The following is a 17,931-nucleotide window of genomic DNA, read 5'->3' as shown; positions in this document are numbered from 1 at the left end:
GCGAATACTAGTTGCTGTGTTTCACATTTGCAACTAGCCATGCAAACTTGTGGTCATTAAACAACAGTAGTGTCAAAAAAACAACATCAGACTTCAGGCAATCAGACTGAAACACTCAGGCGAAGTTTCACTCTCAACTTGTTAAAATTCATTAACCACAAGCATTTGAGCAAAAAAATGCCCGCACGCGGCGGGCTGAAGATTGGATAGACTTGACTCGAATTCAAAGAAGCGAAAAAGAATCTGTATCAGTGAATTCTGACACTGATTGTAATCAATCACTTTGTAAATGTCCATTTACAATACGGCTTTAATGTAAATAGAGTGTGAACACATCGTAAATTTTGAGAATTCGGCAGATACAAAGCCGCTCACCCGCCCCCTCTCTCATCGCAGCCCGGCGAACGGACAAAAAAAGCCGCGCTAGCGCGGCTCGCCACAAGATCAATGCGTTCAATGTCCGGCCGGCAAACTCAGTTTCACGCACAAACCGCCCTGAGGCCGGTTGTTCAGTTTGAGATCGCCGCCATGGTCGCGCGCAATCGCCCGCGCGATGGCCAGGCCCAGGCCGCTGCCCCCGGTATGGCGCGCCCTGGAATCCTCCAAGCGGACATAAGGCTCCATCACCCGTTCCAGCTCCGCCTCGGCGATGCCCGGCCCCTGGTCCTGAATCCGCACTTCCACCCAGTCTCCCCGCTGCCGCAGGCTGACCTCGATCCCCGCGCCGCCGTAACGGCGCGCGTTCTCCAGCAGATTGCCCAGGCAACGGCGCAAGGCGCCGACCTTGCCGGCGACCGGCGCCACCGCTTCGCTGTGCAGTTGGATGTCGGCGCCGAAAGCCTCCATATCCTCCACCACGCTTTCCAGCAAAGCGTTGAGATTCAGCTTCACCACCTGCTCGCTGCCGCAGCCGCCGCGCAGATAGGTCAGCGAGTCGTTGATCAATTGGTCCATTTCCAGCAGGTCGCGCTCTATCGCCTGCTTTTCCGACGACTCGGCCAACCCTTCCAGGCGCAGACGGATACGGGTGATGGGCAAACGCAGATCGTGCGACACGCCGGCCAGCATCTGATTGCGGGTTTTCAGCAGGCGCTGCAGCTCGGTCTGCATCCGATTGAAGGTTCGGGCGGCTTCCGCCACTTCTTCGGAGCCGGTTTCCGGCAAGGGCGCCTGATTAAGATTGCTGGCCAGGCCTCGGGCCGCCTGCGCGAACAGGCCCAGCGGCCGGATCAGCTGCCGCACCGCCCAGGCGCCCAGAATAGCGGCGGTCAAGGCCACCAGCAGCAGCCAGGCCAGGATGCGGATGGGCTGATCGGCCAGCGAAATGGGCCGCGAGGCGTTGAAGGTCAATACCGTGCCGTCGCTCAGCCTGGCCTGCACCGTGGCCAGATGGGTCTTGAATTCGGCCAGCGGGCCCAGGGCGGTCAGTTCTTCGCCGACGATGGAGCCGGCAAGGCCGGCGTCCCGCGTGGGCGTGAAATTTTTCATCCCCAGCCCGCCCACCCTATCGATCAAGGCCGCGCGGCCGCCTGCCGACGAGTCCTGCTGCTTGGACAACACCTGCAGCTGATAAGGCTTGATCAGGTCGCGCTTGATCAATTGCTGAAACGAGCGGCCATGCCGGCTCAGCGTATTTTCTGGCTGCTCCCAGAACCGGTCCATGCGCACCAGCAGCGTGGGCTGGTTCAGGGCGGAAATCACCTGTTCCCGATATTTGCTTGGACACTCGTCCAATAGATTGACGATGTCGGCGATGTGCTGCGCGGTGTATTGCACGCGCAAGGAATTGCTCAAGCGGTCGCGGTCGCTGAGAATGAAATAAATGCCCAAGGCGTTGGCCAGCAGCAAGCCCCCCACCAGCGTCAGCGAAATCTGGCCATACAATGTGCGCGGCAACCACCTCATCGCAAGGCTTCCACCTCGCAGGCCAGCATATAGCCGCCGCTGCGTATGGTCTTGAGCAGCACGGGCTCGCGCGCGTCCTCGCCCAGCCGGCGGCGCACCCGCCCTATCATCACGTCGACGGTGCGGTCGAACGGTCCGGCCTCCTTGCCGTTCATCGCCTCCATCAGTTGATCGCGCGACATCACCGCGTTGGCGTTTTCCGCCAAGGCCTGCAGCAGTTTGAATTCGCCGCCGGACAGCGGAGTGACCACCCCGGCCTCGTCCAGCAGATGCTGGGCGTTCAGGTCCAGCGTCCAGCCGGCGAAACGCAGCCGGCGCACGCTGGCCGCGTTCGCCGGCTGATCCGACACCCGGCGCAAAATGCTCTTGATCCGCGCCAGCAGCTCGCGCGGGCTGAACGGCTTGGTCAGATAATCGTCGGCCCCCATTTCCAGGCCGATGATGCGGTCCAGTTCGTCGCCGCGCGCGGTCAGCATCAGGATGGGCATGCAGGAGCGCTCGCGCAGATTGCGGCACAGGGTCAGGCCATCCTCGCCCGGCAACATCAGGTCCAGAATCAACATATTGTAGTTCTGCGCGGCAATCGCCTGATGCATGGCCTGGCCGTCGCCGACGGCGTCGACGGCGAAACCCTGCTTGCCCAGGTAGTCGCGCAGCAGGTCGCGCAGGTCGGGGTCGTCATCCACCACCAGCAATCTTGGCACTTCGACAGTCATAACAGCTCACCTCCATTGCGGCTTTATTATAAGACCCGCTAACCCAAGCCCTGATCCTGCCTTGCGCCTCCTGGCCGTACAACTTGTACTGCCTGCGTCGGCGCGTCTAGGCTCAGCTTCTCTGCGAGGTTTGGTTAGCGGCTCTAAGGATACCGCGCCCGCCCGCCGGGCTGAGGGAGAAATCGTGGCCAAATGAGAGAGGTTTACAGAAGGTTTACAAAAAACCGGCCACGCGCATTGCGCATGGCCGGTTTCCCTTGCCCGCCGGAGCCCTGCTCCGGCGCGAACTTATGCGTCCGCCTCAATCGTTGGGGTTCTGATCTCGCGTCTTGTGCAGCGAATACAGCACGCCCGCCAGCAACAGACCCAGCGTCGCCGCCAAGGACCAGGCGGTGGGGATCTTGAACGTCACCCAGCCCACGTCGTTGAAGAACACCAGACCCACTTTGACGCCTATCATCACCAATACCAGCGACAAGGCGTACTTCAGATAATGGAAGCGATGCACCATCGCCGCCAGCGCGAAGTACAGCGCGCGCAGACCCAGGATCGCGAAGATGTTGGAGGTGTAGACCAGGAACGGGTCCTGGGTGATGGCGAAGATGGCCGGGATGCTGTCCACCGCGAACACCAGGTCGGCGCTCTCCACCATGATCAGCGCCAACAGCAGCGGCGTCGCCCACCAGCCGCGAGCCAAGCCATGCGCCTCGCCGCGCACCAGAAACTGTTTGCCGTGCAAGTCCGGCGTCAGCCGCAGGTGGCCGCGCAGCCATTGGTACATGCGGTTTTCCTGGATGGGCGCGTGCTCGTCGTCGGAAAACAGCATCTTGATCCCGGTGGCGATCAGGAACAGGCCGAACAAAACCAGCACCCACTGGAACTGCGCCACCAGCGCCGCGCCCAGGCCTATCATCAAGGCCCGCATCACGATCACGCCGAGAATGCCCCAGAACAGCACCCGGTGCTGGTACAAGCGCGGCACCGCCAGGCTGGAGAAGATCAGCGACATCACGAAGACATTGTCCATGGACAGCGACTTCTCCACCACATAGCCGGTCAGATACTGCATGCCGGCGTCCGCGCCCTGATACCACCAGATCCAGCCGCCGAAGGCCAGGCCGACGCCGATGTAGAAAGCCGACAGCATCAGGCTTTCCTTGACCCCGATCTCCTTTTCCTCTTTGTGCAGCACGCCCAGATCGAAAGCCAGCAGAGCCAGCACAATCGCCATGAACATCAACCACACCCACAAGGGGTAGCCGGCGAAGCCGGCGCTCAACCATTCCATAAGCATTCCTTTAGGCAATAGAAAGGCCCCGGGCCGAGCGAGCCGCCCCGGGGCCTGAATTCACATCAGCCGCCTCCGCTGCCGCGGAGGCGGATCAAAGCTTAACGACCGTGTTCCAGCGCGCCGATGCGCTCCTCGATGCTGGGGTGGCTGGAGAACAGCGCCATCAGGCCGCCGCGCCCGCCGGAGATGCCGGAGGCCGCCATATTCTGCGGCAGGTCGCCGGCGGCGACGCCGCCGAGACGGCGCAAGGCGTTGACCATGGGACGCGCGCCGCCCAGCAGGGTGGCCGCGCCGGCGTCGGCGCGGAATTCGCGCTGACGCGAGAAATACATCACGATGGCGGAGGCCAGGATGCCGAACACGATCTCACAGACGATCACAGTGACCATATAGCCAATGCCCGGGCCGCTGGATTCTTCGTCGTTGCGGCGCAAAAAGTTGTCCACCAAATAGCCGACCACGCGCGCCAGGAAGAACACGAAGGTGTTGACCACGCCCTGGATCAGCGTCAGCGTCACCATGTCGCCGTTCTGGATATGGGCGATTTCGTGCGCCAGCACCGCTTCCACTTCTTCTTCCGTCATCGAGGCCAGCAGACCGGTGGACACCGCCACCAGCGAGTTGGATTTGCTCGGGCCGGTGGCGAAGGCGTTGGGCTCGCCCTCGTACACCGCCACTTCCGGCATCGGCAGATTGGCGCGGCTGGCCAGCTTCTGCACGGTGTGCACCAGCCAGCGTTCGGTGTCGTTGCTCGGGGTTTCGATCACCCGCGCGCCGGTGCTCCACTTGGCCATGGTCTTGGACAACATCAGCGAGATGAAGGCCCCGCCGAAACCCATCACCGCGGCGAAGCCCAGCAGCGTGCCCAGGTTCAGGCTGTTGCCCGTCATGAAGCGGTTCAGCCCCAACAAGCTGGCCACAATGCTCAGCACCACCATCACGGCGATGTTGGTGGCGATTAATAGGATGACTCGTTTCATGGTGTTGGCCCTTGCGTTGAATTCGACGGCATTCCGAGGAACGCCCGACACAGTGCATTCTAGACGCTGCGTCCCTCGGAAAAAATCAAATATAATCAGAAAATACATCAAGTTTTTTCGAACCATTATGTCCGAACGGATCAACTTCAAGCATCTGCATTACTTCTGGGCGGTCGCCCACGCCGGCGGCGTCACCCGCGCGGCGGAACAATTGGGCGTCAGCGCTCAAACCGTCAGCGGCCAGATTTCGCGGCTGGAACAGAGCCTGGAGCGAACCTTGTTCCGACAACAGGGACGCCAGCTGGTTCTGACCGAGGCCGGCCATGTGACGCTGCGCTACGCCGATCAGATCTTCATGCTGGGCGAGGAATTGCAGGAAACGCTGGAAGACGCGCAGCTGGACAAGACCATCCGCCTGGCGGCGGGCATCTCGGACGTGCTGCCCAAGGCCATCGCGCTCAAGCTGCTGGAACCGGCGCTACGGCTGGACGCCAAGGTCAGGCTGCAATGCGGCGAAGGCGATTTCGACGAGTTGCTGGCCGACCTGACCCGCCACCGGCTGGACGTGGTGCTGGCGGACCGCCCAATGGCGGCCGGCGGATCGCAGCCTTTTCAATCCTGGCTGCTGATGCGCTGCCCGGTGATGATAGCCGGCGCGGCCGAACTGTGGCGGCGCTACGCCGAAGGCTTCCCCGCCAGCCTGAACCAGGCGCCCATGCTCTTGCCCAGCCGCCATCATGTGCTGCGCAGCCAGTTGGACCAGTGGTTCGAGGAGCGCCGGATCAAGCCGGACATCGTCGCGGAGTTCGACGACGGCGCTTTGCTGGACGCCTTCGGCCGCCAAGGCTTCGGCCTGTTTCCCAGCACGGCGCCCAGCGGCGGCGACGCGAACGCGCCGCAGGCGCTGGGCGAGGTCGACGGGGTCTGGGAGCATTATTACGCCATCGCCAACCGCCGCCGGCTGCAGCATCCAGGCGTGCAGGCCATGTTGCAAGCCGCCATCGACGCCGCGCTCTGAAAGCAAAAAACCCCGGACAAGTCCGGGGTTTGGCGACGCGCGGCGAACTCACTCGCCCAGATAGGCGTTGCGCACGCGCTCGTCGTTGAGCAGATCCTTGGCCTGGCCGCTCATGGTGATGCGGCCGCTTTCCATCACATAGCCGCGCTGCGACACTTCCAGCGCCAGCTTGGCGTTCTGCTCCACCAGCAGCATGGTCACGCCTTCCTTGGCCACCATCTGGATGATCTCGAAGATCTTCTCCACGATGATGGGCGCCAGGCCCATGGACGGTTCGTCCAGCAACAGCAGCTTGGGCTTGGACAGCATGGCGCGGCCCATGGCTACCATCTGCTGTTCGCCGCCGGACAAGGTGCCGGCCAGTTGCTTCTGCCGCTCCTTCAGACGCGGGAACAACTCGTACACCCGCTCGGCTTCGCTCAGGATCGCGGCCTTATCGTCGCGATAATAAGCGCCCATCAGCAGGTTCTCTTCCACCGTCAGCTTGGCGAACACCCCGCGGCCCTCCGGCACCATGGCCAGGCCGTGGCGCACGAAGTTGTGCGGCGCGATGGTGGAGATGTCCTTGCCGTCGTAACGAATGCTGCCGCCGGATTTTTTCACCATGCCCACCAGGGTTTTCAGCGTGGTGGTCTTGCCGGCGCCGTTGGCGCCGATCAGGGTCACCAACTCGCCCTGCTCGATGTGAAAATCGACGCCCTTGACCGCCTGAATGCCGCCATAGGCCACTTGCAGGTCTTTGACTTCCAAAATGCTCATGCGTGTGCCGCTCCCAGGTAGGCCTCAATCACTTTCGGGTTCTTGCGCACCTCTTCGGGAACGCCTTCGGCAATCTTCTTGCCGTAGTCCAGCACCGCAATGCGGTCGCACAAGCCCATCATCAGTTTGACGTCGTGCTCGATCAGCAGCACCGTCACGCCTCCGGCGCGGATTTTGGACATCAGGGTCTTCAGTTCCTCGGTCTCGCGCGGGTTCATGCCGGCGGCCGGCTCGTCCAGCGCCAGCAGCTTGGGCTCGGTGGCCAGCGCGCGCGCGATTTCCAGTCGGCGCTGATGGCCGTAGGACAGGTTGCGGGCGCGCTCATGCGCCACATCGGCGATGCCCACGTATTCCAGCAGTTCCCAGGCCTTGTCGGTGATCGCCCTTTCTTCTGCCATGGTGCGTCTGTCGCGCAGCACCGCGCCCAAGGCGCCGGCCTTGGAGCGAATGTGACGCCCCACCATCACGTTTTCCAAGGCCGTCATTTCGGCGAACAGACGGATGTTCTGAAAGGTGCGGGCGATGCCGGCGGCCACCACCACGTGCGGCTTCTGTTGGAACAGATTGTGGCCGTCGAACTCGAACGCACCTTCGTCCGGCACATACAAGCCGGTCAACACGTTGAACAGCGTGGTCTTGCCCGCGCCGTTGGGGCCGATCAGGCCGTAAATCTCGCCCTTGTTGATGGTCAGCGCCACGTTGTTGAGCGCGTGCAGGCCGCCAAAGCGTTTATGGATGCCTTCTATCTTCAGCAAAACTTCAGCCATGGCTCAACCTTTCTGCCCTGCGGCTTCTCTATCGTCACGGAACTCGGCTTTACGGCGCTTGGACGGCCACATGCCCTCCGGCCGCACCAGCATCATCACCACCATCGCCAAGCCGAACAACAGCATGCGGGCGTTTTCCGGATCGATCAGCATTTTGCCGAAGGTTTTCATCTGCAGCGGGCCTATCACTTCGCGCAGGATCTCCGGCGCGATGGTCAGCACCACGGCGCCGAGAATCACGCCCGGGATGTGACCCATGCCGCCCAGCACGATCATCGCCAGAATCATGATGGATTCCAGCAGGCTGAACGATTCCGGCGACACGAAGCCCTGGAAGGACGCGAACAGGCCGCCGGCCACGCCGCCGGACAAGGCGCCCAAGGCGAAGGCCAGCAACTTGATGTTGCGGATGTTGATGCCCATCGCCGCGGCGGCGATGTCGTCTTCGCGCAGGGCCACCCAGGCGCGGCCGATGCGCGAATGCTGCAAGCGCCAGGCCATGATCACCACGCCCACGGTCAGCGCCAGGAACAGATAGTAGTAGAGATAAACGCTGTGGAAGCTCAGGCCGAACAGCTCCATCGTCTCGCCCAGCGATACGCCGCCCACCTTGATCGGATCGATCAGGTTGATGCCCTGCGGACCGTTGGTGATGTTGACCGGGGTGTTCAAGTTGTTCATGAAGATGCGCACGATCTCCCCGAAGCCCAGCGTCACGATGGCCAGATAGTCGCCCTTGAGCCGCAATACCGGCGTGCCCAGCAAGATGCCGCAGAAAGCCGCCAGCACCGCGCCCAAGGGGATGGTGATGTAGAACGGCAGATGCAGGCCGAAATGCGGCGAGCCCAGCAAGGCGAAGGTGTAGGCGCCCACCGCGTAGAAGGCGATGAAGCCCAAGTCCAGCAAGCCGGCGAAGCCCACCACGATGTTGAGGCCCAACGCCAGCATCACGTAGAGCAAGGCGAAGTCGACGATGCGGACCCAGGAGTTGCCCAGCAGGCCGCCCACCAGGAAAGGCAGTACCGCCATCGCCACCGCGGACAGCACGAACAGGCCGACTTTCTTGCCGGTGTCCATCTTGTTGATATTGAGTGCCATGGTCATGATATGTCGTCTCCAGGATCAGGCACGGTCGGCCATCTTTTCGCCCAGCAGGCCGGACGGACGGAAAATCAGCACCATGATCAACACCATGAAGGCGATGATGTCCTGATAGTTGGAGCCGAGGAAGCCGCCGGTCAGCGTGCCGATATAGCCGGCGCCCAGGCTTTCGATGATGCCCAGCAGCAAGCCGCCGGCCACCGCGCCGCCCAGATTGCCGATGCCGCCCAGCACCGCGGCGGTGAAGGCCTTCAGACCTATCATGAAGCCCATATAGTAATGAGCTTGCTCGTAGTTGGTGGCCACCATCACGCCGGCCACCGCGCCCAGGCTGGAGCCGATGACGAAGGTGGCGGAAATGATGGTGTTGACGTTGACGCCCATCAGGCCGGCCACCGCCGGGTTCTGACTGGTGGCGCGCATCGCGCGGCCCAGCTTGGTGCGCTCCACCATCAGCAGCAGGCCGGCCATGATCACCAGACACAGCACGATGATGGTGATCTGCAGCTTGGTGATGCTGGCGCCGAAGAAGGACACCACGTCGTGGTCCAGGATTTGCGGGAAGGGAATGTAGTTGCGGCCCCAGATCAGGATGGCCACCTGCTGCAGCACGATGGACAGGCCGATCGCGGTGATCAGCGGCGCCAGTCTTTGCTTGCCGCGCAGCGGGCGGTAAGCGATGCGCTCTACGGTGAAGCCCAGCAGCATGCAGGCCGCAATCGCCACCAGCAATCCAATCAGCACCAGGGCGGGACCGGGCAGGCCGGAACCGGACAAGGCGTTGACGACGGAGATGGTGACCATGGCGCCGAACATCACCACTTCGCCGTGGGCGAAGTTGATGAGCCCCATGATCCCGTACACCATGGTGTAGCCCAATGCGATCAACGCATAAATGCTACCCAGAACGAGACCGTTCAGGATTTGTTGCAGAAAAATGTCCACGTTGGGAGATCTCCTTTGTATTGACGACCGGCAGCTTGCGGGGTTTCCCCTCTTATTGGCTGCTGCCTGTTCTTGAGTGCCCGGACGAGCCTTGATTATTTGGATTCTGTCAGACAGGCGAACGGATTATGTAGGCGGATTCCAGCGACTGTCAATCTTAAAGATTGGTTAAAACGGCACCAAATCAAGCCCATTTAAAAACAATATAACACATTGTTTTTCATGCGTTTTTTCAAAAAACAAGACGAAACCGGCCAAAGAAATTTTGAATTTCTCCGGATAAAGGAAAACCCTGGGCCAGCAGGTCGTTTTTCAGATTTTGATCATGCTTCGGCGCAAAATATGTTCGCTTTCGAAAAGACGCCCATCAAAGAATTCGCATTACAACATTCGCTCGCTTTCGCGATTCGAATGGATACAATCTCCCAAAATAGCGCCCCAAGTCGACAAAAATTGCATGCCGCGGCGCATCAAACATCAAGCAAGAACAGGGCCATCGCCTACAGCGCCCATCCGACATTCCGGCCTCCGCGCTTTTATGGCTGAAACATAGCCCATTCAGTCCGTCTTGGCTGCAACTGTCTAAGACGCCGCCCAAGCTCTCGCCCTTGCCCGCGATCCCTGGAGCCGGTCTGAACAAGCGTCCATCCCCTCCCCCGTCGTGGCCCAGCGCCTGAGTAGACGATGGAAAGCCCCTGAGGCTCCGACCAATTAGATCGAAACAAGCAACAATTTATTGCGATTTAGATGGTTTATTCCCATTAAGCGCGCGTTTTATAGTGAGCGTCGAAATCCAGCCTACTCACCGCCGGCGATAGAAGCCGGGCCATATGGAGAATGAATCGATGTTCCGCCAAACCCTGATCGCCGGCGCCCTGACCCTGGCGGCAACGGCCGCCGTCGCCGCGCCGCTGAAACTGTCCATCTACAACGCCGACGGCAATAGCTTCAATGTCAGCTCGGTCCTGGTCAGCGGCGAGAAAGACGCCATCCTGATCGACACCGGCTTCACCCGCGCCGACGCCCACCGCATCGCCGCCAAGGTGCTGGACAGCGGCAAGCAACTGAAAACCATCTATATCAGCCAGGCCGATCCCGACTACTACTTCGGCGCCGCCGAACTGAAGAAGATCTTCCCGCAGGCCCAAGTGCTCAGCAACGGCCCGACCCTGGCCAAGATCAAGGCCAATATCCAGGGCAAGCTCGCTTACTGGGGCCCGCAAATGGGCGTCAACGCGCCCAGCGCGCCGCTGCTGCCCGAAGCGCTGAAAGACGAACGTCTGGAACTGGAAGGCAAGGCGCTGGAAATCAAGGGCGCGCGCGGCGTGCTGGCGCACCGCGGCTATGTGTGGATTCCGTCCCTGCGCGCGATTGTCGGCAATGTCGGCGTCACCGCGCCCAGCATGCACGTCTGGACCGCGGACACCCAGAGCCCGGCCGAACGCCAGGCCTGGATCAAGCAGCTGGACGAAATGGAAGCGCTGCAACCGGAAATCGTAGTCCCCGGCCACATGCAGGCGGGCGACAAAACCGATCTGAGCGCCGTGCGCTTCACCCGCCGGTACTTGCAGCAGTTCGAACTGAATCTGGCCAAATCGGCCAATAGCGCCCAGTTGATCCAGGCGATGAAGCAAGCCTTCCCGCAAGCGGGCGAAGACATGACGCTGGAGATCGGCGCCAAGGTCAATAAGGGCGAGATGAAATGGTAAGCGCCTCCACGATCCGGCTGCACTACTTTTACGATCCGCTGTGCGGCTGGTGCTACGGCGCTTCGCCGCTGCTGCTGGCGGCCGCGGCGCGGCCGGAAGTCGAACTGGCGCTGCACGGCGGCGGCATGCTCAGCGCGCCGCACAACCGCCGCATGAACCTGGAGTGGCGCGGCTACGTGATGCCGCACGATCACCGCATCGCCGCCCTCAGCGGCCAGCCCTTCGGCGACGCCTACTTCGACGGCTTGCTGCGCAGCGAGGCGCGTTTGGACTCGACGCCGCCCATCGCAGCCGTCCTGGCCGCGCCGGAACTGGGCATTGCGCCGCAGACCATGCTGGCCCGCGTGCAAGCCGCTCATTACCTGCACGGGCTTGAGATCGCCGACATCGCGGTGCTCGCCCGGCTAGCGGCCGAATTGGGCGTGTCCGCCGACCGCTTCGCCGACGCCTACGTCGGCGGTCTGGCGCGCAGCGTCGAGCATATAGACCACAGCCGCCGGCTGATGACCCGCCTGGGCTTGCGCGGCTTCCCGTCCGCGGCGCTGGAAGTGGGCGGCCGCTTCCAAGCCCTGGATATGGGCTCCTATCTGGGCAAGCCGGACATGTTCAGCCAGCACCTGGCGCAACTCGGCGCCGCCACCCTCTCAGGCTCGGCCGAGCTGCCGCCGATGTGCGGGCTGGACGGCTGCTAAGCGCCTGTTCAAAGCCGCGCGCAGGGGCGTGACCTGCTGAAAGCAAGCGCTGAAAAAGCGGCCTTGCTCATGGGACGCATGAGCATTCCGAATGCGGCACGCACCGAGTCGCGCCCTAGGCCGCGCAGCCTACCGTGAACGGCTGCCAAGGCCCCGCCCCTCGCCCTCCCCGCCAACGGCGGCCACGTCTAGACATGGCCGCCGTTCGTCTTCTCCCCCCGCGCGGCGCTTGATGACAAACAAATTCTCGGACGTTACAGTATTCGGACACATCAAAACAAATCCACTGTCTACAGCCATTGGCTGAATTAAGGGAAACCCGTCCGGATGAAAACCTTAGGCACCCCACTGTCCTTCGCCCTGCTCGCGCTCTGCGCCGCGGCGAATGCCGCGCAAGACCCGTATCTATGGCTGGAGGAGATTCAAGGCAAGGAAGCGCTGGCCTGGGTCGGCCGGCAAAACGAAAACACGCGCCAGGACCTCGGCCGGCAAACCGACTACCCGGCGCTGCGCCGCGAACTGCTGACCATCCTGGACTCCAACGACCGCATCCCCTCCGTGGAGAAGATAGGCGGGCTCTACTACAACTTCTGGCGCGACAAAGACCACCCGCGCGGGCTGTGGCGACGCGCCACACTGGACGAATACCGCAAGGCCGCGCCGCAATGGGAAACCGTGCTGGACCTGGACCGCTTGGCCAAGGACGAGGGGGAAAACTGGGTGTGGCAAGGGGCCGACTGCCTGCGCCCCGATCAGGAACGCTGCCTGCTGCGCTTAAGCCGCGGCGGCGGCGACGCCGCGGTGGTGCGTGAATTCGACCCGGCCGCCAAGGCCTTCGTCAAGGACGGCTTCCAACTGCCCGAAGCCAAGAGCGAAGTCAGCTGGCAGGACCGCGACACCCTTTATGTGATGAGCGACTTCGGCCCCGGGTCGCTGACCGACTCCGGCTATCCCCGCGTCGTCAAGACCTGGCGCCGCGGCCAGCCGCTGGCCGAAGCGCAAACCGTGTTCGAAGGCCAGCAGGCCGACGTCGCCGTGCACGCGGCCAGGATAGACGCCCAAGGCCGCCGCTACGACCTGATCACGCGCGCGCCCACTTTCTTCAGCACCGAGGCGCGGCTGCTGGTGGATGGAAAATGGCGCAAGCTGGACAAGCCCGACCATGTCGGCGTCGATTTCTTCGGCGACTGGCTGCTGTTGACGCCCAAGCAAGACTGGACCGCTGGCGGCAAGACCTGGCGCGGCGGCTCCTTGCTGGCCATCAAGGCCGACGCCTACCTGGCCGACGAACGCGGCTTCAGCCCCCTGTTCGAGCCCAGCGCCGCCGTCTCGCTGGCGGAGCAGACGTCCACTCGCGACAGCTTGCTGCTGACCATGCTGGACAATGTCGGCAGTCGCTTAATGGAATGGAAGGTCGTGGACGGCCAATGGCGGTCGCGCCCGGTGGCCACGCCCAGCTTCGGCAGCATCAGCGTGCGCGCGGTCGATCCCGACCGCGACAACCGCTATTTCTACAGCTTCACCGATTTTCTGACGCCGCCGACGCTGGCCCTGGCCGAAACCGGCAGCGATGAGCGCCGGACGCTGAAACAGCAGCCCGGCTTTTTCGACGCCGGCCCCTACCGCATCCAACAGTGGTTCGCCGCCTCTCGCGACGGCACCCGCGTGCCCTATTTCCTGGTCAGCCGCAAAGACATCAAGCTGGACGGCTCCAACCCCACGCTCTTGTACGGTTACGGCGGCTTCGAAGTGTCGCTGACCCCGCGCTACAACGGCGCGCTGGGCAAGGCCTGGCTGGAGCGCGGCGGCGTCTACGCGCTGGCCAATATCCGCGGCGGCGGCGAATACGGTCCGGCCTGGCACGAGGCGGCGCGCAAACAGCTGCGCCAGAACGCCTACGACGACTTCGCCGCCATCGCGGAAGACCTGGCCAAACGCGGCGTGGCCGACGCCCGTCATCTGGGCATCAAGGGCGGCAGCAACGGCGGCCTGTTGATGGGGGTGATGCTGACCCAGCGTCCGGAGCTGTTCAACGCCGTGGTCTGCCAGGTGCCGCTGCTGGATATGCGCCGCTTCAACCGCTTATTGGCCGGCGCCAGCTGGATGGACGAGTACGGCAACCCCGATTTACCGGAAGACTGGGCTTATATCCGCCGTTACTCGCCCTATCAGAACCTGAAAGCGGACGCGCGTTACCCGGCCACCCTGTTCATGACCTCGACGCTGGACGACAGGGTTCATCCCGGCCACGCCCGCAAAATGTTCGCGGCCATGCAGGCGATGGGCGCCCCGGTGCAGTATTTCGAGCGCACCGAGGGCGGGCACGGCGCCGCCGCCAACCATCAGCAGGAAGCCGATATCGCGGCCATGGAATACGCCTTCCTGTTGCGCCAACTGCGCTGACCCGCCCGGCCCGGCGGAACAGATGCGGGCATCAAAACAAACCGCCTGCGGCCGAAACGGCGGCAGGCGGTTTTGTATGGGACGCGGACCGTTCAATCATCGCCGGACTCGACCCAGCTGGGGCTGCGCTTGGCGATAAAGGCGCTGACGCCCTCGATCTGCTCCGCGCTGCCCATCAGCTGGCGCACCGCGGCGCGCTCGCGCTCCAGATGCTGAGCCAGCGTCAGATTGCCGCTCTCCTCGATCAGCCTACGCGCGGCGGCCACCGCGCCCGGCGCCTGGTTCGCCACTTTGTTGGCCAGGCTGATCGCCACGATCTTGGCGAAGCCCTGGTCCACCACTTCCTCGATCAGCCCGATGGTCAGGGCCTTCTCCGCCGTCACCACTTCGCCGCCCAGAATAATGCGCTTGGCCCAGGAAACGCCCACCTTGTCCGCCAGCGTCTTGGTGCCGCCCGCCGCCGGGATGATGCCCACCTTGGCTTCCGGCAGCCCGAGCTTGGCGCCGCGCTCGGCCACCATGTAATCACAGCCCAACGCCAATTCCAGACCGCCGCCCAGGGCGTAGCCGTTGATCGCGGCCACCGTGACGCCGCGGTACTGCTGCAAACTGCGCAAAGCGCCGGCGAAGGCGTCGAACACCTTGTCCGCCTCGGCCGCGTCGCCGGACGCGAATTGCTTCAAATCGGCGCCGGCGGAAAAAAACGCGTCGCCCGCCCCGGTCAACACCACCGAACGCACAGCCGGATCCGCATCCAGCGACCGCATCGTCGTAGCCAGCTCATTCAGGCTCTCCGTGGTCAGCAAATTCGCCGGCGCGTTTTTGAGAGTCACGATCGCTGACTGGCCCAGCCGCTCAAGTGTCAGATACTTGGCCATATTTTCCTCACTCTATCCCCATGGATTACATCGCTAATGCATATGTTTTGACCAGGTCGAGCGCCTGGATCCTCAGCGGGGGACCCATTGCGCATAGGTCCGAAGCCAAAGCAGCATTCTCATTGCAAACTGACCTTTTGACCAGTAGTCGGCCAGCTAGACCATCATTTTTTTTATAACTTTCTTTAAGGAGATGCCAAGTAAAATTTTGATAAAGGCAATAAATGCCAAAAGCAAATATGACCGCCGCGCGCGCAAGCGCGAGCCGCCACTCTGTTACCATAGAGCTTTCTGAGACAGGTTGCGGCATGATTGAAACGAGCGGGTGGATATTGTTTCTGGCGGGCTTGCTGGGCGGCGGCCACTGCATGGGCATGTGCGGCGGCATCGTCGCCGCGCTGACGCTGAATCTGCCCCCCGAGACCAGCCGCTGGCGCATCATGCTGGCCTACAATCTGGGACGCGTCGGCAGCTACGCGCTGATAGGCGCGCTGCTGGGCGGCCTGGCCGCCACCGGCCTCGCTCTGCTGGACATCCGCGGCCTGCAACTGGCGCTGGCGCTGTTGGCCAACCTGATGCTGGTGGCCATGGGCCTGTACCTGGCCGGCCTGTCCGGCGCGGTCAATCTGATCGAACGGCTGGGCGCGCCGATCTGGCGGCGCTTGCAGCCGCTGCTGGGCCCCCTGCTGCCGGTCCGCTCGCCGCAAGCCGCGCTGCTGGCCGGCATGGTCTGGGGCTGGCTGCCCTGTGGCCTGGTTTACAGCGCCTCGCTGTCGGCGCTGGCCACCGGCAGCGCGTCCGGCGGCGCGCTGGCCATGCTCGCCTTCGGGCTCGGCACCTTGCCCAATCTCCTGCTGATGGGCGCTTTCGCCGATAGCTTGCGCCGCTGGATGCAACAACGACCAGTCCGCCTGACGGCGGGACTGGTCGTTGCGGGCATCGGCGCCTGGCAGTTGCTGCGGACGCTTATTTGAACGATTTCAAAATGGTGTCCACATTGTAACGGAACATCGCCAAATAGCTGGGCGCCGGACCGGACGGGCCGGACAGCGCATCGGCGTACAACTTGCCGCCTATCGCCACCTTGGCCTCGCGCGCCAGCTGCTCCAACAGACGCTTGTCGGTCATGTTCTCCATGAATACCGCCGCCACTTTTTCCTGCCGCACTTGACGCACCAGCCGCGCCACCGCCTTGGCCGACGCCTCGGACTCGGTGCTGACGCCCTGGATGGCCAGCACTTGCAGCTGGTAACGCTCGCCCAGATAAGCGAAGGCGTCGTGCGAGGTCAGCATCTTGCGCTTGGCCGCGGGCACGGCGGCGAAGGCCTTGGCCGCCCAGGCGTCCATCTCCTTCACCTTGGCCGCGTAGTCGGCGGCGCGGCGGGCGTACTCCGGCTTGCCGGCCGGGTCCGCCTGGCTCAGGCCGGCCTCGATGTTGCGGATATAGGTCAGCACGCGCTTGGGGTCGTGCCAGGCGTGCGGATCGACGGCCCCGTGGTCATGCCCGGCATGGCCGTGGTCGTGCCCGTGGTGATCCTCGTCTTCCGCTTCGCGGGTCTTGATGCCCTTGCCCGCCTCCACTTGCACGCCCTTGAAATGAGCGGCCTTGCTCAGCCGCACCATCCAGCCTTCCATGCCCAGGCCATTGGTGACCAGCAGCTTGGCGGCGGCCACTTTCTTGACGTCGGCCGGCGACGGCTGGAACACGTGGGCGTCCTGATCCGGCCCCACCAGCGAGGAGACTTCGACGCGATCGCCGCCGATCTCGCGCGTCATATCGGCGACGATGCTGAAGCTGGCGACCACCGGCAGCTTGGCCCAGGCGGACAAGGGCAGGCCCAGCAACAACAGGGCCATGATTGATTTCTTCATCGGCGACTTCCTTATCAAGGGTTCAGGATTCCAGATGCCGGGCGCGGATGTAGCGCGGCAAAGCCCCACCCACCGGCGCCAACAGCAGCGACAGCAGATAGACCAGGCCCGCCAGCAGAATGATGGCCGGCCCGGAAGGCAGTTCGAAGTGATAGGACAGCAAGAGGCCGCCCAGGCCGGCCAGGAAGGCGATGGCCACCGACAGCCCGAGCAGGGCCTCGATGCGCTCGGTCCACAAGCGGGCGGTAATCGCCGGCAACATCATCAGGCCCACCGCCATCAGAGTGCCCAGCGCCTGGAAACCGGCCACCAGGTTCAGCACCACCAGCATCAGGAACAGCATGTGCCACAGGCCGCCGCGCGCGCCCACGGCGCGCAGATAGACCGGGTCCAGGCTTTCCAGCAGCAAGGGGCGGTAGATCAAGGCCAGCGCCAACAGGGTGAAGGAAGCGACGCCGGCCACCAGGTACAGCGCCGCGTCGTCCACCGCCAGCACCGAGCCGAACAGGATGTGCATCAAGTCCACATTGCTGCCGCCGCGCGACACCAGCAAGACGCCGATGGACAAAGACAGCAGGTAGAAGGCGGCGAAGCTGGCGTCTTCCTTGATGCTGGTGAAACGCGTGGCCAGGCCGGCCAGCAAGGCCACCAGCACGCCGGCGAAGAAACCGCCCAAGCTCATCGCCGGCAGACTGAGACCTGCCATCATGAAACCCACCGCGGCGCCGGGCAGCACCGCGTGGCTCATTGCGTCGCCCATCAGGCTCATGCGCCGCATCACCAGGAACAGGCCGATGGGGCCGCTGCCCAAGGCCAGGGCCAGGCAGCCCACCAGCGCCCGGCGCATGAAGGCGAATTCGGCGAACGGCGCCACCAGTAAATCGTATAAGTGCAG

Annotated in this window: 17 protein-coding genes; 6 read left to right on the top strand and 11 right to left on the bottom strand. The window is 63.1% G+C overall.

The genetic code is table 11. The features are described 5' to 3' along the window. Positions 1–453: 453 nt before the first annotated feature. From ACODRW_RS07735 to htpX, 4 genes are all read right to left on the bottom strand, one after another. Complete coding sequence (locus tag ACODRW_RS07735) at positions 454–1,905, bottom strand: ATP-binding protein (RefSeq protein ID WP_107798619.1); 1,452 nt, start codon at positions 1,903–1,905, stop codon at positions 454–456. Continuing rightward, positions 1,902–2,621, bottom strand: a complete 720-nt coding sequence (locus tag ACODRW_RS07730; RefSeq protein ID WP_107798618.1) for a response regulator — start codon at positions 2,619–2,621, stop codon at positions 1,902–1,904. Before ACODRW_RS07730 ends, ACODRW_RS07735 begins: the two co-directional genes overlap by 4 nt. Positions 2,622–2,922: 301 nt before the next feature. Continuing rightward, complete coding sequence (locus tag ACODRW_RS07725) at positions 2,923–3,909, bottom strand: TerC family protein (RefSeq protein ID WP_107732454.1); 987 nt, start codon at positions 3,907–3,909, stop codon at positions 2,923–2,925. 101 nt (positions 3,910–4,010) lie between these two features. Beyond that, positions 4,011–4,892: a protease HtpX gene (gene htpX / locus ACODRW_RS07720; protein WP_488905457.1), complete on the bottom strand. Its 882-nt coding sequence runs from the start codon at positions 4,890–4,892 to the stop codon at positions 4,011–4,013. 127 nt (positions 4,893–5,019) lie between these two features. Here htpX and ACODRW_RS07715 point away from each other — a divergent pair, with 127 nt between their 5' ends. Next, positions 5,020–5,910, top strand: a complete 891-nt coding sequence (locus ACODRW_RS07715; RefSeq protein WP_474454160.1) for a LysR family transcriptional regulator — start codon at positions 5,020–5,022, stop codon at positions 5,908–5,910. Positions 5,911–5,958: 48 nt separating this feature from the next. On the opposite strand, the gene ACODRW_RS07710 is transcribed toward ACODRW_RS07715, so the two are convergent. Genes ACODRW_RS07710 through ACODRW_RS07695 form a run of 4 tightly spaced genes read right to left on the bottom strand, consistent with a single transcriptional unit; the run spans position 5,959 to position 9,482 of the window. After that, positions 5,959–6,669: an ABC transporter ATP-binding protein gene (locus ACODRW_RS07710; RefSeq protein ID WP_107798615.1), complete on the bottom strand. Its 711-nt coding sequence runs from the start codon at positions 6,667–6,669 to the stop codon at positions 5,959–5,961. Next, on the bottom strand, positions 6,666–7,436 hold the full coding sequence (locus ACODRW_RS07705; RefSeq protein WP_227104323.1) for an ABC transporter ATP-binding protein: 771 nt from the start codon (positions 7,434–7,436) through the stop codon (positions 6,666–6,668). Before ACODRW_RS07705 ends, ACODRW_RS07710 begins: the two co-directional genes overlap by 4 nt. A gap of 3 nt (positions 7,437–7,439) precedes the next feature. Beyond that, entirely contained in the window at positions 7,440–8,540 is a 1,101-nt protein-coding gene (locus tag ACODRW_RS07700) for an ABC transporter permease subunit (protein WP_107798613.1), read from the bottom strand. Between the two features lie 18 nt (positions 8,541–8,558). Further along, positions 8,559–9,482, bottom strand: a complete 924-nt coding sequence (locus ACODRW_RS07695; RefSeq protein ID WP_107798612.1) for a branched-chain amino acid ABC transporter permease — start codon at positions 9,480–9,482, stop codon at positions 8,559–8,561. 222 nt (positions 9,483–9,704) lie between these two features. Here ACODRW_RS07695 and ACODRW_RS07690 point away from each other — a divergent pair, with 222 nt between their 5' ends. The 4 genes from ACODRW_RS07690 (at position 9,705) to ACODRW_RS07675 (ending at position 14,286) form a co-directional block, all read left to right on the top strand. Beyond that, positions 9,705–10,028, top strand: a complete 324-nt coding sequence (locus ACODRW_RS07690) for a hypothetical protein (RefSeq protein WP_488905456.1) — start codon at positions 9,705–9,707, stop codon at positions 10,026–10,028. A 299-nt stretch (positions 10,029–10,327) separates the two neighbouring features. After that, entirely contained in the window at positions 10,328–11,191 is an 864-nt protein-coding gene (locus ACODRW_RS07685) for an MBL fold metallo-hydrolase (RefSeq protein WP_488905455.1), read from the top strand. Further along, positions 11,185–11,883 carry a DsbA family protein gene (locus ACODRW_RS07680; RefSeq protein ID WP_488905454.1) on the top strand — a complete coding sequence of 233 codons (699 nt, stop codon included), beginning with the start codon at positions 11,185–11,187 and terminating at the stop codon, positions 11,881–11,883. Before ACODRW_RS07685 ends, ACODRW_RS07680 begins: the two co-directional genes overlap by 7 nt. 327 nt (positions 11,884–12,210) lie before the next feature. Further along, a complete protein-coding gene (locus tag ACODRW_RS07675; RefSeq protein WP_488905453.1) occupies positions 12,211–14,286 on the top strand; it encodes a prolyl oligopeptidase family serine peptidase in 2,076 nt (691 codons plus the stop codon). Between the two features lie 92 nt (positions 14,287–14,378). Here the strand turns inward: ACODRW_RS07675 and ACODRW_RS07670 are convergent, their stop codons facing one another. Next, positions 14,379–15,164 carry an enoyl-CoA hydratase gene (locus ACODRW_RS07670; protein ID WP_107798608.1) on the bottom strand — a complete coding sequence of 262 codons (786 nt, stop codon included), beginning with the start codon at positions 15,162–15,164 and terminating at the stop codon, positions 14,379–14,381. Positions 15,165–15,472: 308 nt separating this feature from the next. Here ACODRW_RS07670 and ACODRW_RS07665 point away from each other — a divergent pair, with 308 nt between their 5' ends. Beyond that, the gene (locus tag ACODRW_RS07665) at positions 15,473–16,138 is read left to right on the top strand and encodes a sulfite exporter TauE/SafE family protein (protein ID WP_107798607.1); all 666 of its coding nucleotides are present in this window, start codon (positions 15,473–15,475) and stop codon (positions 16,136–16,138) included. On the opposite strand, the gene ACODRW_RS07660 is transcribed toward ACODRW_RS07665, so the two are convergent. Together ACODRW_RS07660 and ACODRW_RS07655 are read right to left on the bottom strand one after the other, a co-directional pair. Continuing rightward, positions 16,131–17,036, bottom strand: a complete 906-nt coding sequence (locus tag ACODRW_RS07660; protein ID WP_107798606.1) for a metal ABC transporter solute-binding protein, Zn/Mn family — start codon at positions 17,034–17,036, stop codon at positions 16,131–16,133. The genes ACODRW_RS07665 and ACODRW_RS07660 overlap by 8 nt on opposite strands. A gap of 22 nt (positions 17,037–17,058) precedes the next feature. Further along, positions 17,059–17,931, bottom strand: a complete 873-nt coding sequence (locus ACODRW_RS07655) for a metal ABC transporter permease (protein ID WP_199225997.1) — start codon at positions 17,929–17,931, stop codon at positions 17,059–17,061.

This window comes from Chromobacterium sp. FG89, assembly GCF_057808735.1.
The sequence above is the reverse complement of the archived record's forward strand: the minus strand, read 5'-3'. Positions and strand labels throughout refer to the sequence as shown.